This window comes from Alkalibaculum bacchi, from assembly GCF_003317055.1.
GTDB lineage: Bacteria > Bacillota > Clostridia > Eubacteriales > Alkalibacteraceae > Alkalibaculum > Alkalibaculum bacchi.
In genome coordinates, this window is record NZ_QNRX01000009.1 from 1 (window position 1) to 18,347 (window position 18,347).

15 protein-coding genes, 1 tRNA gene, 1 rRNA gene and 1 riboswitch are annotated in these 18,347 nt (G+C 35.6%); of the genes, 6 read left to right on the forward strand and 11 right to left on the reverse strand.

What is annotated here, in order from left to right; all coding sequences use genetic code 11:
* A 16S ribosomal RNA gene (locus DES36_RS07790) occupies positions 1-73 on the reverse strand; the annotation flags it as partial.
* Between the two features lie 512 nt (positions 74-585).
* On the reverse strand, positions 586-1,755 hold the full coding sequence (locus DES36_RS07795; RefSeq protein WP_113920666.1) for an NAD(P)-dependent malic enzyme: 1,170 nt from the start codon (positions 1,753-1,755) through the stop codon (positions 586-588).
* Positions 1,756-2,202: 447 nt separating this feature from the next.
* Between DES36_RS07795 and DES36_RS07800 the strand changes: the two genes are divergently transcribed.
* The gene (locus DES36_RS07800) at positions 2,203-2,487 is read left to right on the forward strand and encodes a hypothetical protein (protein ID WP_113920667.1); all 285 of its coding nucleotides are present in this window, start codon (positions 2,203-2,205) and stop codon (positions 2,485-2,487) included.
* A gap of 439 nt (positions 2,488-2,926) precedes the next feature.
* On the opposite strand, the gene DES36_RS07805 is transcribed toward DES36_RS07800, so the two are convergent.
* Positions 2,927-3,442, reverse strand: a complete 516-nt coding sequence (locus tag DES36_RS07805; protein ID WP_113920668.1) for a folate family ECF transporter S component — start codon at positions 3,440-3,442, stop codon at positions 2,927-2,929.
* 57 nt (positions 3,443-3,499) lie between these two features.
* Positions 3,500-3,599, reverse strand: a riboswitch (THF riboswitch).
* A gap of 204 nt (positions 3,600-3,803) precedes the next feature.
* On the opposite strand from DES36_RS07805, the gene DES36_RS07810 reads away from it, so the two are divergent.
* A complete protein-coding gene (locus tag DES36_RS07810; RefSeq protein ID WP_113920669.1) occupies positions 3,804-4,070 on the forward strand; it encodes a TIGR03905 family TSCPD domain-containing protein in 267 nt (88 codons plus the stop codon).
* Positions 4,071-4,265: 195 nt separating this feature from the next.
* Here DES36_RS07810 and DES36_RS07815 read toward each other — a convergent pair.
* Together DES36_RS07815 and DES36_RS07820 are read right to left on the reverse strand one after the other, a co-directional pair.
* A tRNA-Ala gene (locus DES36_RS07815) sits at positions 4,266-4,341 on the reverse strand.
* A gap of 153 nt (positions 4,342-4,494) precedes the next feature.
* Positions 4,495-5,289: an EcsC family protein gene (locus DES36_RS07820; protein WP_113920670.1), complete on the reverse strand. Its 795-nt coding sequence runs from the start codon at positions 5,287-5,289 to the stop codon at positions 4,495-4,497.
* A 328-nt stretch (positions 5,290-5,617) separates the two neighbouring features.
* Here DES36_RS07820 and DES36_RS07825 point away from each other — a divergent pair, with 328 nt between their 5' ends.
* The 4 genes from DES36_RS07825 (at position 5,618) to DES36_RS07840 (ending at position 10,040) form a co-directional block, all read left to right on the forward strand.
* Positions 5,618-6,544 carry an alpha/beta hydrolase gene (locus DES36_RS07825; RefSeq protein WP_113920671.1) on the forward strand — a complete coding sequence of 309 codons (927 nt, stop codon included), beginning with the start codon at positions 5,618-5,620 and terminating at the stop codon, positions 6,542-6,544.
* Positions 6,545-6,553: 9 nt separating this feature from the next.
* On the forward strand, positions 6,554-7,834 hold the full coding sequence (locus DES36_RS07830; protein ID WP_242981731.1) for a hypothetical protein: 1,281 nt from the start codon (positions 6,554-6,556) through the stop codon (positions 7,832-7,834).
* A 21-nt stretch (positions 7,835-7,855) separates the two neighbouring features.
* On the forward strand, positions 7,856-8,518 hold the full coding sequence (locus DES36_RS07835; protein WP_113920673.1) for a DUF6320 domain-containing protein: 663 nt from the start codon (positions 7,856-7,858) through the stop codon (positions 8,516-8,518).
* 202 nt (positions 8,519-8,720) lie between these two features.
* Entirely contained in the window at positions 8,721-10,040 is a 1,320-nt protein-coding gene (locus DES36_RS07840; protein WP_113920674.1) for an MATE family efflux transporter, read from the forward strand.
* Here DES36_RS07840 and DES36_RS07845 read toward each other — a convergent pair.
* From DES36_RS07845 to DES36_RS07870, 6 genes are read right to left on the reverse strand one after another with little or no spacing between them, the layout of a single operon-like run.
* Positions 10,037-10,798, reverse strand: coding sequence for an energy-coupling factor transporter transmembrane component T family protein (locus tag DES36_RS07845; protein ID WP_170128230.1), 762 nt, complete (start codon positions 10,796-10,798; stop codon positions 10,037-10,039). The genes DES36_RS07840 and DES36_RS07845 overlap by 4 nt on opposite strands.
* A complete protein-coding gene (locus DES36_RS07850) occupies positions 10,776-12,293 on the reverse strand; it encodes an ABC transporter ATP-binding protein (RefSeq protein WP_113920676.1) in 1,518 nt (505 codons plus the stop codon). The genes DES36_RS07845 and DES36_RS07850 overlap by 23 nt, the downstream gene beginning before the upstream one ends.
* A gap of 16 nt (positions 12,294-12,309) precedes the next feature.
* Positions 12,310-13,677, reverse strand: a complete 1,368-nt coding sequence (locus tag DES36_RS07855) for a UbiD family decarboxylase (RefSeq protein WP_113920677.1) — start codon at positions 13,675-13,677, stop codon at positions 12,310-12,312.
* 10 nt (positions 13,678-13,687) lie between these two features.
* On the reverse strand, positions 13,688-14,251 hold the full coding sequence (locus DES36_RS07860) for a hypothetical protein (RefSeq protein WP_242981732.1): 564 nt from the start codon (positions 14,249-14,251) through the stop codon (positions 13,688-13,690).
* Entirely contained in the window at positions 14,252-15,985 is a 1,734-nt protein-coding gene (locus DES36_RS07865) for a hydantoinase B/oxoprolinase family protein (protein WP_113920678.1), read from the reverse strand. It abuts the gene before it with no gap.
* Complete coding sequence (locus tag DES36_RS07870; protein ID WP_170128231.1) at positions 15,982-18,048, reverse strand: hydantoinase/oxoprolinase family protein; 2,067 nt, start codon at positions 18,046-18,048, stop codon at positions 15,982-15,984. Before DES36_RS07870 ends, DES36_RS07865 begins: the two co-directional genes overlap by 4 nt.
* Between the last annotated feature and the right edge of the window lie 299 nt (positions 18,049-18,347).

Below are 18,347 nucleotides of genomic sequence, written 5' to 3' on the forward strand. Positions count from 1 at the left end.
AATCTCGCTCGACTTGCATGTGTTAAGCACGCCGCCAGCGTTCGTCCTGAGCCAGGATCAAACTCTCTAAATAAATTGCTGGCTTGTTACATTTTATTACTTTAATGTTGCTTGTCCTAAAGACTCGCAACTAATTTGCTTGGGTTTGTGTGCACTATTCTATTTTCAAATACCTTTAGAGTAATACTTTGCTTACAAGGAACGCAGTGACGCGGTAAGTAATTAGTATTACCTATGCCAGGCTTATCCAAGAAAACGAGCCTCAAGGCGAAGTTTGATTGGCTATAAGCTACGGCTTGCCTTTCCGGCAATTTTAAATTCAGAATTTACAATTTAGAATTATAAGTCCTTTTCTTCTTTTGCTTGTCTCAAAAGACAACTTTTATATCATACTTCTTTTTATTTCTTTTGTCAACCACTTTTTTATTTTTCTTATAAAATCAACAATCTCTTTTTCTTTGAGATATTTTGTCGATTTTTGTGGCGACTTGTCCTATTATAGAGAGATTTCCCATCAATGTCAACTCTTTTTTACAAAAAAATAAAAAGCGCCTATTGCGCCCTTTTATGGATACTTATTTCACTTTATATTCTATTTACTCCAGTTGCAACAGCAGCTTCTTTTACCGCTGAGGCGATTTTATCTACTACCCTTTTATCAAAAGCATCTGGTATTACATAGTCCTCTCGCAACTCTTCTTCGCTAATTAAATCAGCTATAGCATAAGCCGCAGCCAATTTCATTTCCTCATTAATCTCTTTAGCCCTTACATCAAAAGCACCTCTAAAAATACCAGGGAAAGCCAGTACATTATTTACTTGATTTGCAAAATCAGATCGTCCTGAACCAACTATTTTTGCTCCAGCTTTTAAGGCTAAATCAGGCATTATCTCAGGAGTAGGATTAGCCAATCCAAAAATAATAGCGTCTTTTTTCATAGATTGAACCATCTCTTCCGTTACAATATTGGCTATGGAAACACCTATAAACACATCCGCTCCCACCAATGCATCCTTTAATGAACCCTTTAATAATTTTTTATTCGTTACTTTTGCAATTTCAACTTTATATTTTACATCTGATGATCCTTCAAATATGGTTCCTTTACTATCACACAAGATAATATCTTTTACACCTAAATTGAGAAGCATTTTAACGATAGCCACACCTGCTGCTCCCGCACCATTTACTACTACTTTAATGTCTTCTAACCTTTTCCGAATGATTTTTAGAGCATTAATGATACCTGCAGTTACTACAATAGCCGTACCGTGTTGATCATCATGAAAAACAGGTATATCTAATTCTTCTTTTAATCTATCTTCTATTTCAAAGCATCTTGGTGCACTAATGTCTTCAAGATTAATACCGCCAAAAGTTGGAGCAATCCATTTTATAGCCTGAATGATTTCATCTACATTTTGAGTATTTAGACATATTGGAAAAGCATCTACATTGGCAAATTCTTTAAAAAGAATGGACTTTCCTTCCATAACTGGCATAGCCGCTTCTGGTCCTATATTTCCAAGACCCAAAACAGCACTGCCATCACTAACAACGGCTACTAAGTTTCCTTTTGATGTATAAGTATAAGCACTCTCTTTATTCTCATGTATCTTTCGGCAAGGTTCTGCGACTCCAGGAGTATAAGCGATGCTTAAATCTTCTCTATTTTTAACAGAAACTTTCGATACAAGTTCAATTTTCCCCCTATGTTCTTCATGAATAACAAGACTCTTTTGTGAATAATCCATTTATTTACTCCTTTTCATCTTCATTCTTTGTACTTCCTAGCTAATATGATATTGTGTTCTGTATTTTACTAGCAATATAAAAGAACATTATTAGGTATTACAATGCTCCTACCCGCTTATAAATTTTTCATATAATTATATCACAAAGCTTTTATATGAGGAAAAAATTAGTAAGAAATTTGCTAAATCAATACATCTATCATGAATTTTTGGTTAATAACAGTCGCATCAGTATGGATTTGAATTAACTGGGGATAATCCTTTTTAATCCTACCTAAATAAATAATAAACAGATTAAAATATAATATTTTTTATAAATTCTGTTATAATTATATATAAGCATCAGCAGATATTGATGGCAAGATAATGACGTATAATCTCGATAAACACTAAATAGTGTTGAAAAACATTTAAATTATTAGGTTTCATCGAAAGGTGGTATCCGTTGTGAAAGCAATACTACTAGGAACTTTCGCACAATTCATTATTTTTATACTGAGCCTTATTTTAGAGAATCACGAAATCATTAAGAGAGGAAATGTCTTCCTTTTTATGTGCGCTTTAGTTTTAGCCCAAGGGATCGGGGCAGGTGGCGGTGGCTGGGAATATGTCGGATTTAATGAGGATGAACAAAACAAAGTACGAGATCATCGTGGAAACATAGGATTGAAATTTCTGTTTTTTATTATTCCATGCCTTATTGTAATGACTCTGTATTTTTATATTTACTAAGTATATTAAAGAAAACAATACATAGAGGGGACATATTTCATTTTTTCATATGCGTCCAATTAATTATAGAAAACTACATACTATTTATAATTTACACTGCAAAAAAGCAGCATAAACTTAAATACTGTCTATACTTCTTTAAACCATTCATCTCAGATGATTTCCTTATAATGTAATAGAAAAACCCAAAATAATTAATTTGCTCATACTATTTATAAATCATCTATTTTTCAAAATAGCTATTCAGTTATAGTGCACTCACGCTGGGTGCACTATAAGAGAGCGCCTGTGGCGCATTAGTCACTAGCATTAGGGCATTCCTCTTGGGTCAAGATCCTTCGCTTACACTCAGGATGACTGGGCAGGAGACAATGTCAAAAGTAGGACTTTCCAATTATATAAAAAGAGCCTTGCAAAAGCAAAGCTCCTCATATTTTAGTTATATTGTTGCTGTTTTCATAATATTCAAACGGCTCACTACGTAGCGCCACATGATTTGGATTAATGAAACTTGAATTGGAATCATGATTAATGATTTTATAACTCGGGTTGGTAAAATAGCTAAGTATGCATTTCCTGTTATCATCTTTATCCATAGAGTATCTAGTCCTAAATTAATGAATAAAGAAACAAATACTACTGCAAGAGTGATTCTGATAAATGTCTTTGGTTTATTATAAAGAAACAAACCATAAGCTGCACCTGTTAAAAAAGCAGTTAGTGTAAAACCTGGAAAATACGCCCCACCTGATGGAAAAAGCATCATTCCAATAATATCTGCTACTGCTGCAGCAACGCCTCCTAACAAAGGACCAAACATCATAGATGATATTGCTAAAGGTAAGAAGGAGAATCCAATTCTTACGATAGGTGTTTGTATAGACAAAAACCTAGTTAGTACAATTTGTAGCGCAATGAATAAAGCTAAGAAAACTAGTTTCCTCGTATCCTTCATATGAGCACCTCCTCTCTTATATGGCATGTACCACATTAGAGAAGAGAACTCTTCTGTGGCAGTGGATGCAGAAATAGTACCGCAAATCGTGATGATTTTTCGTCCGTCGACAACTTCCCATTCAAACGGCACTTAACGCGCTATTTCCTACTCTGCTTATGTAAACGATATTACATTCTCTTGCTGTAAGTCTACCATAAGTATGTACATATATCAATTGTATTTTTATTATTTTTTATTCTATTATTTAATAACTCCTCTCAACTATTTATGTTTTGAGTAATACAATGTCCTATTGATTATAATTATATATAGATGATACAATTCAAAAGACAGAATTTAATATGAAAGGGTGTTTTAAATGATTACATATCATACTAATGGAGTATGTTCTAGTGAAATTAATTTTGATATTAAGGACGGTTTAGTAAAGAATGTTCATTTCACTAATGGCTGTTCAGGAAATCTCCAAGCTATTAGTAGACTTGTTGAAGGAATGCCTGTAGAGGAAGTAATTAAAAAGCTTAGAGGAATTGTATGTAGAAACAATACATCTTGTGCCGACCAATTAGTGTCCGCACTAGAAGAAGCTCTCAAGAAAAGATTGGCAGAAAAAGAAATAAGTTAGACAATGCGCCTGCGGCGCATTCGTTCTAAGCTCTATGTTGTAAGTTCTAAGTAAAACCTCTTAAACCACAAACGGTAGCAGTTACGTTTGATCATCTATATTAGAATAAGAATTTTATTAGAAGGAAAACTATTCTAGTACATGACAAAACCCCTTGAAATCAAGGGGTCATTTTATTCAAAAAAACTCTTAATATGGTGGAGATAAGGGGATTCGAACCCCTGGCCTCTTGAATGCCATTCAAGCGCGCTCCCAACTGCGCCATATCCCCATATAGATGTTAGATATTAGTCTCATATTTCTAATTTCATCAAGTCATTTTTATCTAGCATCTGATTTCATACATCCTACTTCTTATCATCATAAATAAGAATATATCACATATTCATTCAAACATCCATATGAAATTAATTTTTTATAAATCTTAAGGTTTAATTTTACTCAATAAATACCTTTTCTTGTACTTAATTGATGCGTATTTTCCTATTTTGCTGACCATACTATAATTGATTGCCCCTCCTACGACTCCCACAATTGGAATCCCTTGTATAAATTTCGCAGTTAATAGGGAATTTGATAGTAAATCCGAAGTTGTCTTTATATATTCTTTCAGATCATCCCCTAAAGAAGTTTTTTGATCAATCTTTTCACCTAAGACATTAATCTGCTCATTATATTCTTTTTGCTCTTCTCCATAAGTGATGGCTCCACATATTAGAAGTAAAACATACTGCTTTTCTTCATCTTTCTCATAATCATATCCATAGCTAAGAGATACTTGATAAATGGTTCTCATAATCACGGATATAAACAACGGAATATCTGGTAAACCAATACCTAAGACACCTAGTACGCCCCCCTCTAATACAGATAAGGTAGAATTAATTCTTTTAGAGCTATTGGCTTCTTTATCCAGCTTTTTAATATATTTCTTGCTGAGACTTTTCTCTACTGCATAATTATTTAACTCGTGTTCTAATTGCATCTGATCTTTTTTATAGGTCTTTTCGATGTAGTCATTTCCCTTCACAAAGACTAATTGAAACCCTTTCATAAAAGCAGCATCAAGAGTTGTCTTTAAACCTTCTGGAATCTTCCCTTCAATTTTTTGCCTAATAGGGTTTATCTTAGATTGTATAAAGGTGTTTTTTTCTTTACTTAAAAATTTATTTTCTTGCTTTTCGATCTGTTTTAATTGTTTTTTAATCAGAGAATCCATTTAGACGCCTACCTTTTTTGGGGGTTGAAATGTTCACTTCAGAAACTCGCTTTGCAACTTTCTGAAGTCGCGCCACTCACGAAATAAAAGCTACGCTTTCATTTGCGTAGATATATGATTCCACATCCAAAACGACAAGCTATTTGTCTGCTACATTATATATCTACAGCCAAAACTTAGCTTTCGCTTAGTTCGTTGGTTACCGCAAATTATTAATCCGTGCAAGTTTTCTATGAACAGTATATAATCTAATCATACTATAATTAATGCGTGAATCAAATTAAATTTTACAATAACAGCCACCCTATAGAGAAAGAGAGGTGCTATTATGAACCCCATAAAAAGGAAAGCGCTAGAGTTTCTTACCTTTTCTTCTATAAGCATCAAGAAAATATATAAATTCCACCGAAAAGCACTCAATATTTTTAATCCTTATATTAAGCCCCTTAAACCTCTATACAATTTACTAGACTATAAAATTTTTATAGATGGCAGAGAGATTCCTGTTCGTGTTTTTAAACCAAGAAAACAGGAACACTATAAAGTGTTAATCTTCTTTCATGGTGGTGGATGGGTGACTGGAAATATTGATTCTTACACTAATGTATGTGCTTATATGGCAAAACAGACTAAACACACTGTGGTTGCTGTGGATTACAGTTTAGCACCTGAACATCCCTTTCCTATTGGACTAGAAGACTGTTACGAAGCAACTAGAGCACTCTATGAGAATCCTCATCTCTTTCATTGTAAAACGGAGGATATTACTCTGATCGGTGATAGTGCAGGAGCGAATCTTGCTGCAGTTGTTTCTCTTATGGCGAGAGATCGTGGTGAATTTAAGATTAATAAACAGATTTTAATATATCCCTCTACCTACTATGACCATAGTGAAAAAGCCCCCTTTCCTTCTATTGTTGAAAATGGGGAAAATTATATTATGACATCGAAGCGTCTAGAGGATTACATGGATTTGTATGTTCCTGACAAGAATAAAAGAAAAAATCCTTATGTAGCTCCTTTGATGGCTCAGGATTTAAAAAATCAGCCAAAGACTTTGATCATCACAGCAGAGTATGACCCACTGAGAGACGAAGGAGAATCTTATGGTGCAAGGTTGATGGATTTTGGAAATAGTGTAAAAATATATCGCATGAAGGGTGCTTTACATGGTTTTTTTTCCTTGCCCTGGAAGTCAAAGTACTTAAAAAAAACCTATAAAATTATTAACTTATTTTTAAAAGAGAAGAATTAGAAGGGAGAAATGAAATTGAAACAGAGCAAAAGCGTGGAATGGACCAAATTAGATAATGCATCCAAATATTTTCCTGCTACTGCAAATGAGCTAGATACTAAAGTATTTCGTTTATCCTGTGAACTTTATGAAATGATTGACCCTAACATATTACAGAAAGCATTAAACAAAACCATTGAAAGTTTTCCTTTTTTTAAATCTATTTTAAGAAGAGGAGTATTTTGGTATTATTTTGAATCCAGCGATTTGATTCCTGAAGTGTCAGAAGAATCTCTTTCTATATGTGCGCCAATCTATAATAAAAATACGAAAAACCTCTTGTTTCGCGTATTTTATTATCATAAGCGAATTAGCCTTGAAATCTTTCATGCTCTTTCTGATGGAAAAGGCGCTCTGCTCTTTTTACAGACCTTAGTATACCACTATTTAGTTTACCGCTATGAGGAGCAATTTAAGAATTATAAGCCAGCTTTAGACTACAATGCTTCTATTAAGAAGAAAATGGATGATAGTTTTAACAAACACTTTATAGGCGACAATGGGTTTACACGAAATGTAATAGACCATAATAAAAGAATAAAAGCTCACCGAATTCGCGGAAAAAGAACAGAAGAAAATAGAATGAAATTAATTGAGGGAACTATGTCTGTAAAAGCTGTATTAGGCGAAGCAAAAAAGAACAATACCTCTTTAACAATTTATCTTGCCGCTTTATTCATCTATTCCATTTATAAAGAGATGAATGCTATTGAACGAAGACGACCTATTGTTTTATCTGTACCTATAAATTTAAGACAATTCTTTGAATCAGACACTGCAAGAAACTTCTTTAGTACGATGAATGTGAGTTACCAATTTAGAAAAGAAGAAACAGAGCTAAAAGATATCATCGAAAGCATTACAGAATCTTTTCAAAAAGATTTGACTGTAGACAAGATCAACTACAAGATTAATCGCCTCATTTCTCTAGAAAAGAATCCATTTATGAGGATCATTCCACTGCCTATAAAAGACTACTCTATTCGCATGGCCAATAAATTGGTAGATAGAGGAATTACTGGGGCCATTTCTAATATTGGAAAAGTTCAAATGCCAGAAGAATTTGAGCCTTATATTCGTCAATTTACTGTTTGCACAAGCGCTAGAAGACCTCAAATCTGCATGTGCTCTTATGGGGATCGATTGGTCATAAGTTTTACATCTCCCTTTAAAGATACGGAAATCCAAAGGAGATTTTTCGAACATCTTTCTAATAAGGGTATTCAAATCGAAATTTCATCTAATATGTAAATTCTTGAAAGGAAGTTTTTTATGAAATATTGCTCCCATTGCAAAGTTTATATTCGCGGAGACAAACTACAGTGCACACTTTGTGAAAATTCGCTGCCAGATACCCATGACGAAGAAGAAACGCTGTTTCCAACGGTTCCACTGATTTTCCAAAGTCATTTAGCACTTCGTATTACCGCATTTATATCTATTGCTGCATTAGTGGTTAGTTTTGCATTAAAGGAGATTTTCCCAAGTAATATTAACTCACCCTTATTTGTTTTGCTTGCTCTTGTAACCATGTGGCTAAGCTTAATCGTAGTTATACGAAAAAGACATAATATCGCCAAGACTATTATGTGGCAAGTATCCTTATTGTCGATACTCTCTATACTTTGGGATTGGAGAATTGGTTGGAGAGGATGGTCCTTAGATTATGTCCTCCCTATCAGCTATGTTGCTGCCATGTTTGTCATGTATATTACAGCTAAAATCATGCGTTTGAGTGTTAGAGACTATATCGTATATTTGCTCTTAGATGGATTATTTGGAATCATACCAATTGTATTTGTGTTATTTGATTGGATTACTGTGTATTACCCCTCTATTATTTGCGTTGCAATAAGCATTATATTTTTGTCTGCAATCCTTATCTTTGAAGGGGAAAATATTAAAATTGAATTGGACAAGAGGATGCATATTTAAAGACAGTAATTAGCGTTCAGCCACCAGCATTTAGCCACCTTCGGTGGCTTTAAAAAATATGTGAATCAAGAGATGAATCACCTTACGCTTAGAAAAGTTTCAACTTTCGACTTTCCGCTTTGGTACTTTCAGTAAAATAATAAACATAAAATAGAACATCTTTGTAAAGTAGAAATAAAGAAAAAGAATAGGACGACAATATATGAAATATATCGATTTGACAGAAGGTAAAGTTACAAATGTTTTGACTAAATTAGCGCTACCTATAATGGGCAGTTCTTTACTGCAATTTACATACAACCTTTATGACATGCTATTAGTAGGTGGTTTAGGTAGCGATGCTGTGGCCAGTATTGGCTCGGCAAGCTTTTATATTGGTCTAGGTTATTCCATCAACGCATTAGTCGTAATCGGCACGGGAATAAAGGTTTCACATGCTTTAGGTGAAAAAGACGCAATAAAGGTAAGGCAATACATTAATACTGGCTTAGCCATCAATCTTGTTTTGGCTTTGCTCTACGGTATTATTTTGGTATTAGCGGGTAATTTACTAGTTGGATTTTTAAACATCAGTAATCCTATAGTAGAAGACTACGCTTATAAGTATCTGGCACTTCACGCCATAATACTATTTTTCAATTTTTTTAATACCCTTTTTATACGACTTCTTAGTAGTTATGGAAACAACCAATTATCCTTAAAAATCAGCGTTATCGGCGTCATCGTAAATGGAATCTTTGACCCCTTATTTATCTATGGGTTGAAACTTGGTGTGGTCGGCGCAGCTCTTGGCACATTAGTTGCTAATGGAGTCATGTTTGTTTTATTTTTAGTTTATTCTAATGGAATCTTTAAATTTGAGCCAAAATACGGTGTAGTTTCGAATAAGGCAAAGAAAATCCTTGTTTTGGGATTGCCAAATGCTTCTCAAAGGGTTCTATTCACTTTAATAAACATATTGCTCGCTAGAATCATCGCATCCTTTGGTTCGGATGCGATTGCCGCTCAAAAAATCGGTCTACAAATAGAGTCTGTTACCTATATGGTCACAGGTGGATTAAGTGGTGCTATGGCAGCTTTTACTGGGCAAAATTATGGTGCAAAAAAATACGACCGAATTTTAGAAGGATACAGATCAGCCAGTAAATTAAGTATCTTTTACGCTAGTTTTATGACGTTATTGTTTTTGTTTTTCAATAGACCCATAATTCGACTATTTATTCGAGAAGTCAATACCATATCAATTACTTCATCCTACCTTATGATTCTCGCTTTTTCTCAAGTATTTAGCGCTATAGAGTACACATCTAATGGCTATTTTACCGGTTTAGGTAAACCTAAGATTTCGTCTAGCATTAGCATTCTTTTTACTAGCTTAAGAATTCCTATGGCCTATTTTTTAGTAGGGTATTTTGGTTTAAGTGGAGTGTGGATGAGCATTTCACTTTCGAGTATTTTTAAAGGTATCACAGCTTATACAGTTTATCGCATTACTCGAAAAAAATTAAAACCTGAAACTTAAAGAATTTGAAGGATAAATAAAGAACCAAAATACATTACCATGATATATAATGCTATATAATCCACCGTCTTAAATGAAATGCTACCTAAAAAAGTACGAGTTGAATACCTAGTATAGCCTTTTAGCTCCATAGAAAGGGCTACTTCCTTTGTTCTTTTTAAGGAGCGAAGAATTAGTGGCATGATTACAGGAAACAATCCCTTAACCTTTTGAAAAGTAGTGCTCAATTCTAATCCTCTTGATTGTTGACTTTCATATATTTCTTTAAGATCCTTTTCAATTACTGGGAGAAAATACAATGTCATTCCTGTTAAAATAGCGTATTTGTGAGGAAGTCCTAGTTTGACTGTAAGAAGAGTCAATTCTTGAGGGGAAGTCCACATTAAAAATTGTAGAAAAGAAAAAGCCAAGCAAATCAATCGAAGAATTCCATTTAACCCTATGAAAACCCCTCCTAAATAGAAAGGAAAGGGTCCTATTTGAAAGAGCACTCTCCCTTCATGAATTAAAAGACCCTCTAAGAGTATAAACTGTATTCCAATTACAGCCATAACCTTAAGCATGGGCACGTAAACCTTAAGGCTAATTCGCGAAAGGGAGGTGATCAGTAAAACAAGGGCAAAGCATACTATAAGAAATGTGGTATTTGCAAAGAACAGGATAAATAGAAGATTGGCTACTAGCCAAAGAAGTTTTATCCGTGGATCTAATTTATGAATAAAAGACGTCCCTTCCTTATATCCCAACAATAGTTTCATACATTTCTTCTCCTTTTTTACCATCTTCACAGATATCTAAACCTAAATCGTACAATTCCTTTTTATATATAAAACATTCATTAGTCCGTATATCCAATTCAATATGGCCTTCTTTTAAAACTACCATTCTGCTAGAGTAATGAAGTGCCAATTCTAGATCATGAGAAATCATGATTACTGCAACGCCTTTTTGAGTCAATCGGGAAATAATCTCCATAATTCTCCAACTTTCAACAAAGCTCATTTGAGATGTAGGTTCATCGATAATTAAGATTTCTGGTTCATTAATTAAGCTAGAAGCTAATGCCAATTTTTGCACATCTCCCTTAGACAATGTATAGGGATGGTCTTGTGCATATTGGCTTAAATTCATCTCATCTAATATCTTTTTGGTTCTTTCTACTATTTCGTCTTTAGGTAGCTTTTGTACTCTTAATGCAAAAGAGACTTCTTCTTCTACAGAGTTCGTAAATAGCTGAATTTGAGGATCTTGAAACAAATAGCCCACTTTTTTAGACAATTGAGCTGTTGAATGCTCTCTAGTATTCATATTCTTCACCCATACATTCCCCTTGCTGGGTTTATACAGTCCATTAAAGTGTTTTGCTAATGTGGTTTTACCTGCTCCATTTTTACCCATAAGTGATATAAATTCACCGGGATATACCTTTAAGTTGATGTTCTCAAGACCAAACTCACCATTGCCGTATTGAAAAGAAACATTTTCTACAGAAAGAACCGGATCTAAAGTTTTAAACAGAGTGGTAACTTTTTGGGATTTTATTGGCTTAATAAATTTAGGTAATTTATCTCTTCTCATTGGTCCGTCGTAAAGAAGTTTTCCCTCATCAAGTACTAGTAGTCTATGGTCAATAGAAAAGTAATTATCTACTTTATTGTCCACAATAATGACAATTTTCTTCTCCTTTTTAGCCATCTGACCCAATCTTTCATAAATATCTTTTCTACCCTTTGGATCAATTTGAGTGACAGCTTCATCTAATATGAGAATTTTAGGATCTAAAGTCAGTACAGATGCCAAGACGGCTCTTTGGGCTTCTCCTCCTGATAAGGTATGGCTTTTTCTCTTTTCATAGCCTTCTAAACCCACAAAATCTAATGCTCTTTTAATTCTCCTCTTTACTTCTTCTTCCTCAACAAGAAGGCTACAAGGTCCAAATCCCAAATCTTCCTCTACAGTAAAGGAAAAAAGCTGGTTTTTTGGTTCATCCCGTACATATGCAACCTTACCTGCTACCTCTGGCAAATCTTTAGTAACAATATCTTCACCATCTAATTGAACCGTGCCCTCTAGAATACAATCTGTAAAATTCGGAAGAACTCCAGCTACCACCTGGCACAAGGTAGTCTTACCAGAACGTGGAGAACCAGTTAAAAAGACGAGTTCTCCATATTCAATATGAGTATTAATTTCTTCTAAACTCCATTCCTCGCCCTCAGCATAGCAAAGGTTTTTAATTTTTACCTCTAGCATTTTATTCCTCCTAATGCTATTTGATCTTCCCTAAGATTTCTCTAGCTTTTTTCATGGCTTCTGGGTGAAGTTTGATGCTCTCAGGAAAATTATCAAGAGGTTTTGTAGCATCGATTCCCATTTTTGCACTTCTACTGAGTTCATCTGTAGATGGATCTAATGTAACTCCCATAGCCATATGTTGCGGAATAATGTGTACATCCCTATCTGCCTGTACTCTCGTAGCAATAGCCCATAAAACTTGGGCTTCGTCCTGAACGTCTACATCTTCATCTACTACCACCACATGTTTTAGATTAAAATCCATACCCAGTGCCGTCAAAATAGCTTGCATTGGTTGACCTTCTGCTATTTTCTTCATAGAGATATAACAATGAAACCACCCACATCCAGATACAGGCACATGTACATCTACGATATTAGGGATATTTTCTTTTAATGCTTTTAATACATCCCCTTCTCTTTGCACGGCAATAACCGTATTGTGTTCTGCACACATTCCAGGTGTAATGGATTGATAAATGGCATTATTTCGATAGTAAATCGCTTTTGGCTTAAAGACATTTTCTGTACTTCTATGGCATGCATAATTCGTAAACTCTGCAAATGGGCCCTCTGGCTCTCGTACTCCTGCAAGAATTTCTCCTTCAATAACAATTTCTGCATAAGCAGGCACCTCTACATTGATAGTGGTACATGGTGAGATCTTTAAAGGTTCTTGTATGAGTCCACCCATTCGAGGAAATTTACCTTGATCATAAGGAACTAACGCCATAGATCCCATAGATATAGCAGGGTGAACACCTAAGACTACAGCTGCCTCTAAATTTTTCCCCATTTCTTCAGCTCTTCTAAAATACTCCCACAATCGTTGGCGAGAATGAAGACTTATAGCTAATTTATCTTTGCCCTTTAATTGCATTCTGTGATATCCACAGGTATCTGCTCCAGATACAGGATCTTTCGCCGTCACCAAGCCTGCAGTAATATAAGGACCTGCATCTACTGGAAAATGAGTCAATATAGGAAGTTTTGTTAAATCTAATTCCTCTCCTTGTAGACAATTTTCCTTAAAAGGTGCATTTTCAATGATTTCTGGTTCTATGCTATTTTTAATCCTGTCTGCTAATACGCTGTACAAGTCCTTTACTTCTACACCTAAAGATAGGGCAAGCCTCTCTCTTGTGCCAATGGTATTGGCTATAACAGAAAACTCAGAACCCGCTATTTTTTCAAAGTGAACTAATGGATAACGCTTTTGTCTTTCTAGTTCCATCATAATTCCTGTAGGTTCGTATTCTCTATTTAACCCTTCTTTAATGGAAAGGATTTCTCCCCCTTGATCTTCGTACTCTTTTATAAATGCTCTCCAGTCTTGATTCATTTTGTCCTCCTTATTTTAGTACTCCAGATTTATGAATGCCCTCATATACTTTTTTTGTAAGAATAGTGCCACCAACAACACCTACTAAAGTCGTAATCGTACTAGATACGAGTATCGCAGGAATAGGCACTGCAAGAACCATATACAAACCAATCCCTACTACGATATTTCCTAATACATTAGAAACGATTTGAGCCAATAAATGGTGTGACCACTTTTCCATAGAAAACTTCCAAGTAACAAGAGTGTAGCCAATAGAGGCCAAGCCATTAGATGGAATAAAGAAAATAGATAAAGGAGACAGACCCGATGCTACTGCTACTAGAGCCTGCACTTCTACAGTAATAAGGCCCGCCGGCTGTTTAAATAAGAGGACAGTGAGTCCTGTAAACATAGCCCAAGTTACTCCACCAATAATCGTACTAGCTGGGTTAATTAAAGCGTCAATTCTATGTGCAATTTGTTGTACGAGAACAAAAACAATCCCCAAAATCACAGCACCAACAAGTGCCTTCGTATCAAAACGCGTTTTTTTCCTACTTTCTACCTTTTGTGCCATACTCACATTATTCATTTACTTTCCCTCCACATTTCTTAATTTTCTTGTTTTTTCTATGTTTACTCCAGCGTGTGATAAAACCACTCCATAATCTTTTTCTGCTTTTTCTTGACTGATATAACCGTTTATAAAATCTTCATAGACCTTTTCTCGTTCTCTCTTATAAGGGTCACCCCAACCTCCTCCACCAGAGGATATAATTAATATACTATCTCCTGAGTCAATTCTTCGAGGTGCCGTTTTGCTTGGTAATACCTCTGAACCATTTTTTTTGGTAGTAAGGGAATTCTTATTCGTGCTGCCTAACTTTCCACCTTCTAATCCATATGGTGCTATTTTCATTCCATCTCCCCACATGACTATACTTTGATCATGACCGTAGAATTGATACTCGTATTTGACTCCTGGAGCTCCTCGGTACTCTCCTGAGCCTGCAGTATCGGTGACTAGATGATGATTTAAAGTGAGAACTGGATACTGAATTTCATTGGATTCATTATTTGGCGCTTGAACACCACCATAATTTGAAAAAGCAGCCATATAAGGATAACCATCTTGACCGCATTTTCCACCACCAGAACCTAGAGAGCAGAAGGTAAAACCTACGTAATACTTTTCATTTCTAGGGTCCGTTCCGTAGAAAGAAGGTCCTAAATAACGACCAAAACCTGCTGGAATTCTCTCAGGTACAGCTTTAGCACAAGCCTTTAGGATTGCTGCAATAATTTCGCTTGCACAATGTAAAGTAGACATGGTTACTGGTGCACCTTCATGGGGATTTATTATACTGCCTTTAGGCGCAATGATGTTTATTGGCCTAAACCCGCCACTATTTCGGGGGATTTCAGGAGAAAGAGCCCACAGTAATCCAATATAGGAGGCACATTTTGTAGTGACTAAACCACAGTTTACAAAACCTGTAACTTGTTCATCACTACCTGTAAAATCAATCAAGACTTCATCGCCATTAAAAGTGACAGAGGCCTTAATTTTAATGGGCTCTTCTTGAAATCCATCATCATCCAGCCATTCTTCGCCAATATAAGTTCCTTGAGGAAATTTTGCGATTTCACTTTTAGCCAATTCTTCTGCGCTTTTCAGGATAGAAACTAGTATTTCTTTGACTTTTTCTAATCCGTATTTTTCAAGTAGTGAAATCAATCGATTCTTCCCTATTTTATTGGCTCCCATTTGAGCGTAAAAATCACTTCGCATCATGTTAGGATTTCTTGTATTGTAGGTAATGAGATCTAATACTTCGTAGATGATTCCATCTTTTGTAGCCATCTTTGTAGGTGGAATTCGAATCCCTTCCTGAAATATCTCTGTGGCTTTCGTATTATAACTGCCTGCCACAGAACCACCAATATCTCCATGATGTGCACGACTTACGGTAAAGAAGACTAACTCTTCTTCATAAAATACTGGAGTGATTATGCCAATGTCTGGAAGATGATTTCCGCCCCAGTAAGGATCATTAATGATGAACACATCCCCATCTTTAATCTCTTCTCCATACTTTTCAATAATCGCTTGAACGCTAAAAGCTCCTGCAGCAGCTAAAATTGGTATTCCATTTAATTGGGATATGAGCTCTCCTTTGTGATTGGTAACGCCGCAGGCAAAATCACAAGCTTCTGCAAAAATAGGAGACCTAGAAGATCTTTCTAATGCTACCCCCATTTCTTTGGAAATCGTATCTAAACGATGTGCGATAACGGACTTTAGAATGACATCATCTATACTCATATATGGCTCCCCCTTTTTCTTAGAATAAAATCACCATGTTCGTTAAAGCTCCCTTCAAAGCGAGGATTGATAAAAATACTTGTATAATCCTTTTCGATTAATGCAGGGCCTGCTATGATATGATTTTGTGAAAGTTCTTTTTCTTTGTAAACGGGAATCTCGTCATATACGCCTTTACCATCAAAGTATACCTTCCTATACCTAGGTATTAATGGTTCTACAGAAGCTACGGGCCTTTCTATTTGAGATATTTGATCTAAAGACTCTTCCCACATCTCTAATCGTATGCTAATTAAAGTGCACTCTTGATTTTTCTCTGAATAGCCGTAATTCTTTTCGTGTAAATTGTGAAATTCATCGAGAAGCTCTTTTATATTGTGCTCATCTAATTCTTCTCCTTTAAACTGAACAGGCAATGTGTGATGTTGGTCTTCGTATCGTATTTCAAAGAGAAATTTGTACGTAAGATTTTCTGCTAAAAGACCTTGAGCTTTTAGCTGAGAAGTCGCATCCTCTTTTAATCCCTTTAAAGTGCTGTTGATTTCATCAAAATGTACTTGAGCTAGTTGTTGAACGATGCTTTGTACCATATCTAATTTAATTTGAGATTCGAGCATTCCCTGAGCACAAAAGACTTCTCCATTAGCAGGAATAATCGTTATCTTAGCGCCAATTTCCTCTGCAATATTACAAGCAAAAATTGGAGATGCTCCTCCAACTGCGCAGAGTGCAAAATCTCTTGGATCATGTCCTTTTTGAATCGTCATAAGATGAACCGCATCGACCATTTTGGCCAGTGCAATTTGATATATTCCGTACGCTCCGTCTTCTACACTCATATGCAAAGGCTTAGCAATTTTATCTTCAATAGCTTGAGCTGCAAGATCTTTTCTGATTTTCATCGTTTTGCCACCAAAATCTCCCTCTTCAATGAAGCCTAAAACTAAAGCTGCATCTGTAATCGTAGGTTCTTCACCACCCCTATCGTAGCAAGCAGGACCTGGGTAAGATTCCGCAGACTGTGGACCTACAGATAGCATTGCGCCTACACCTATACTAGCAATACTCCCCCCACCAATGCCTACGGATTCGATATCAACAAGAGGTAAGTTTACTGGATATCCTCCTACGACAGCTTCTGGCATAATTTTAATCTCATAATCGCTTACTAAGCTTACATCAAAGCTGGTTCCTCCCATATCTACTAAGATAAGATTTGATTCTAATACTCTCTCCCCTAATGCTTTTGCACCGCTACTTCCTGCAGCTGGACCTGAAAACAATCCTTTTACGCCAAAATCCTTAGCATAGGATATATGAGCTAAACCTCCATTGTTTTGAACTAATAGAATGTCTGTTTTAAGCCCGCGCTCTTTAAGAGCATGGGATAATTCATCAAGATAACGAGACACTAGTGGAGTCAAATAAGCATTAAGCACAGTTGTTGAAACCCTTTCGTACTCTCCAAGCTTTGGCGATACTTCGCTTGATACAGACACAAATACATTGTCAAGTCTCTCTTCTATGTACTCCTTTATGGCTTTTTCATGGGAAGGATTCATGAAGGAGAAAAGAGTGCAAACAGCAACAGACTCTACTTTCTCTTTTTGCAACTTTTCTAGAATTTCTTCTAAATCCTCTTGTACTAATTCTTGTAATACTTTTCCGCTATAATCTACTCTTTCTGATACTGGCAGGCGCAAATGGCGAGGAACTAAGACTTTAGGAATAGGCGAAAAGAAATCCCATTGATTATCAAGTCTGGCCCGCCTCATTTCTAATGTATCCGTAAATCCCTTTGTAGAGATTAAAGCTGTCTTTACCCCTTTTCTTTGAAGCAAGGCATTAATTGCTACAGTATTTCCATGAACTAGCTTATGGGTTTTTGAAAGAAACTCTCCTAATGGCATATTAAAATTAGTAGCTAATTCTTCTAACCCCCTTAGTACTGTTTGTATGGGGGATTCTTTATTTGAAGGGACTTTGACAGTTTTAAACTCTTCATTTCCTATAGCAATAAAATCTGTAAAAGTTCCGCCCATATCGATTCCTATTTGAAACATTTTTACACTCCTTTCGATATTTTTGTTGGATAAATTCATTGTTGTGTCATCGTAACAGTTAAGAAATAATGGATTGGCGTGTTTAAGGTGGTCAGGTGGTTAGGTGGTCAGGAAAATTATAACTCGCTTACAAGCGAGATGGGTTTTTCTGTCTAGTTTTATTTATGTAGATTGTGATTCCACAACCAAATTGGCAAGCCATTTGGCTGTTGCATCCCATATCTACTGCGAAAGCGTAGCTTTCGCTTTGCTCGTTGTTTCACGCAAAAAAAGTTCTCAGCCAAATAAGGCTGAGAACT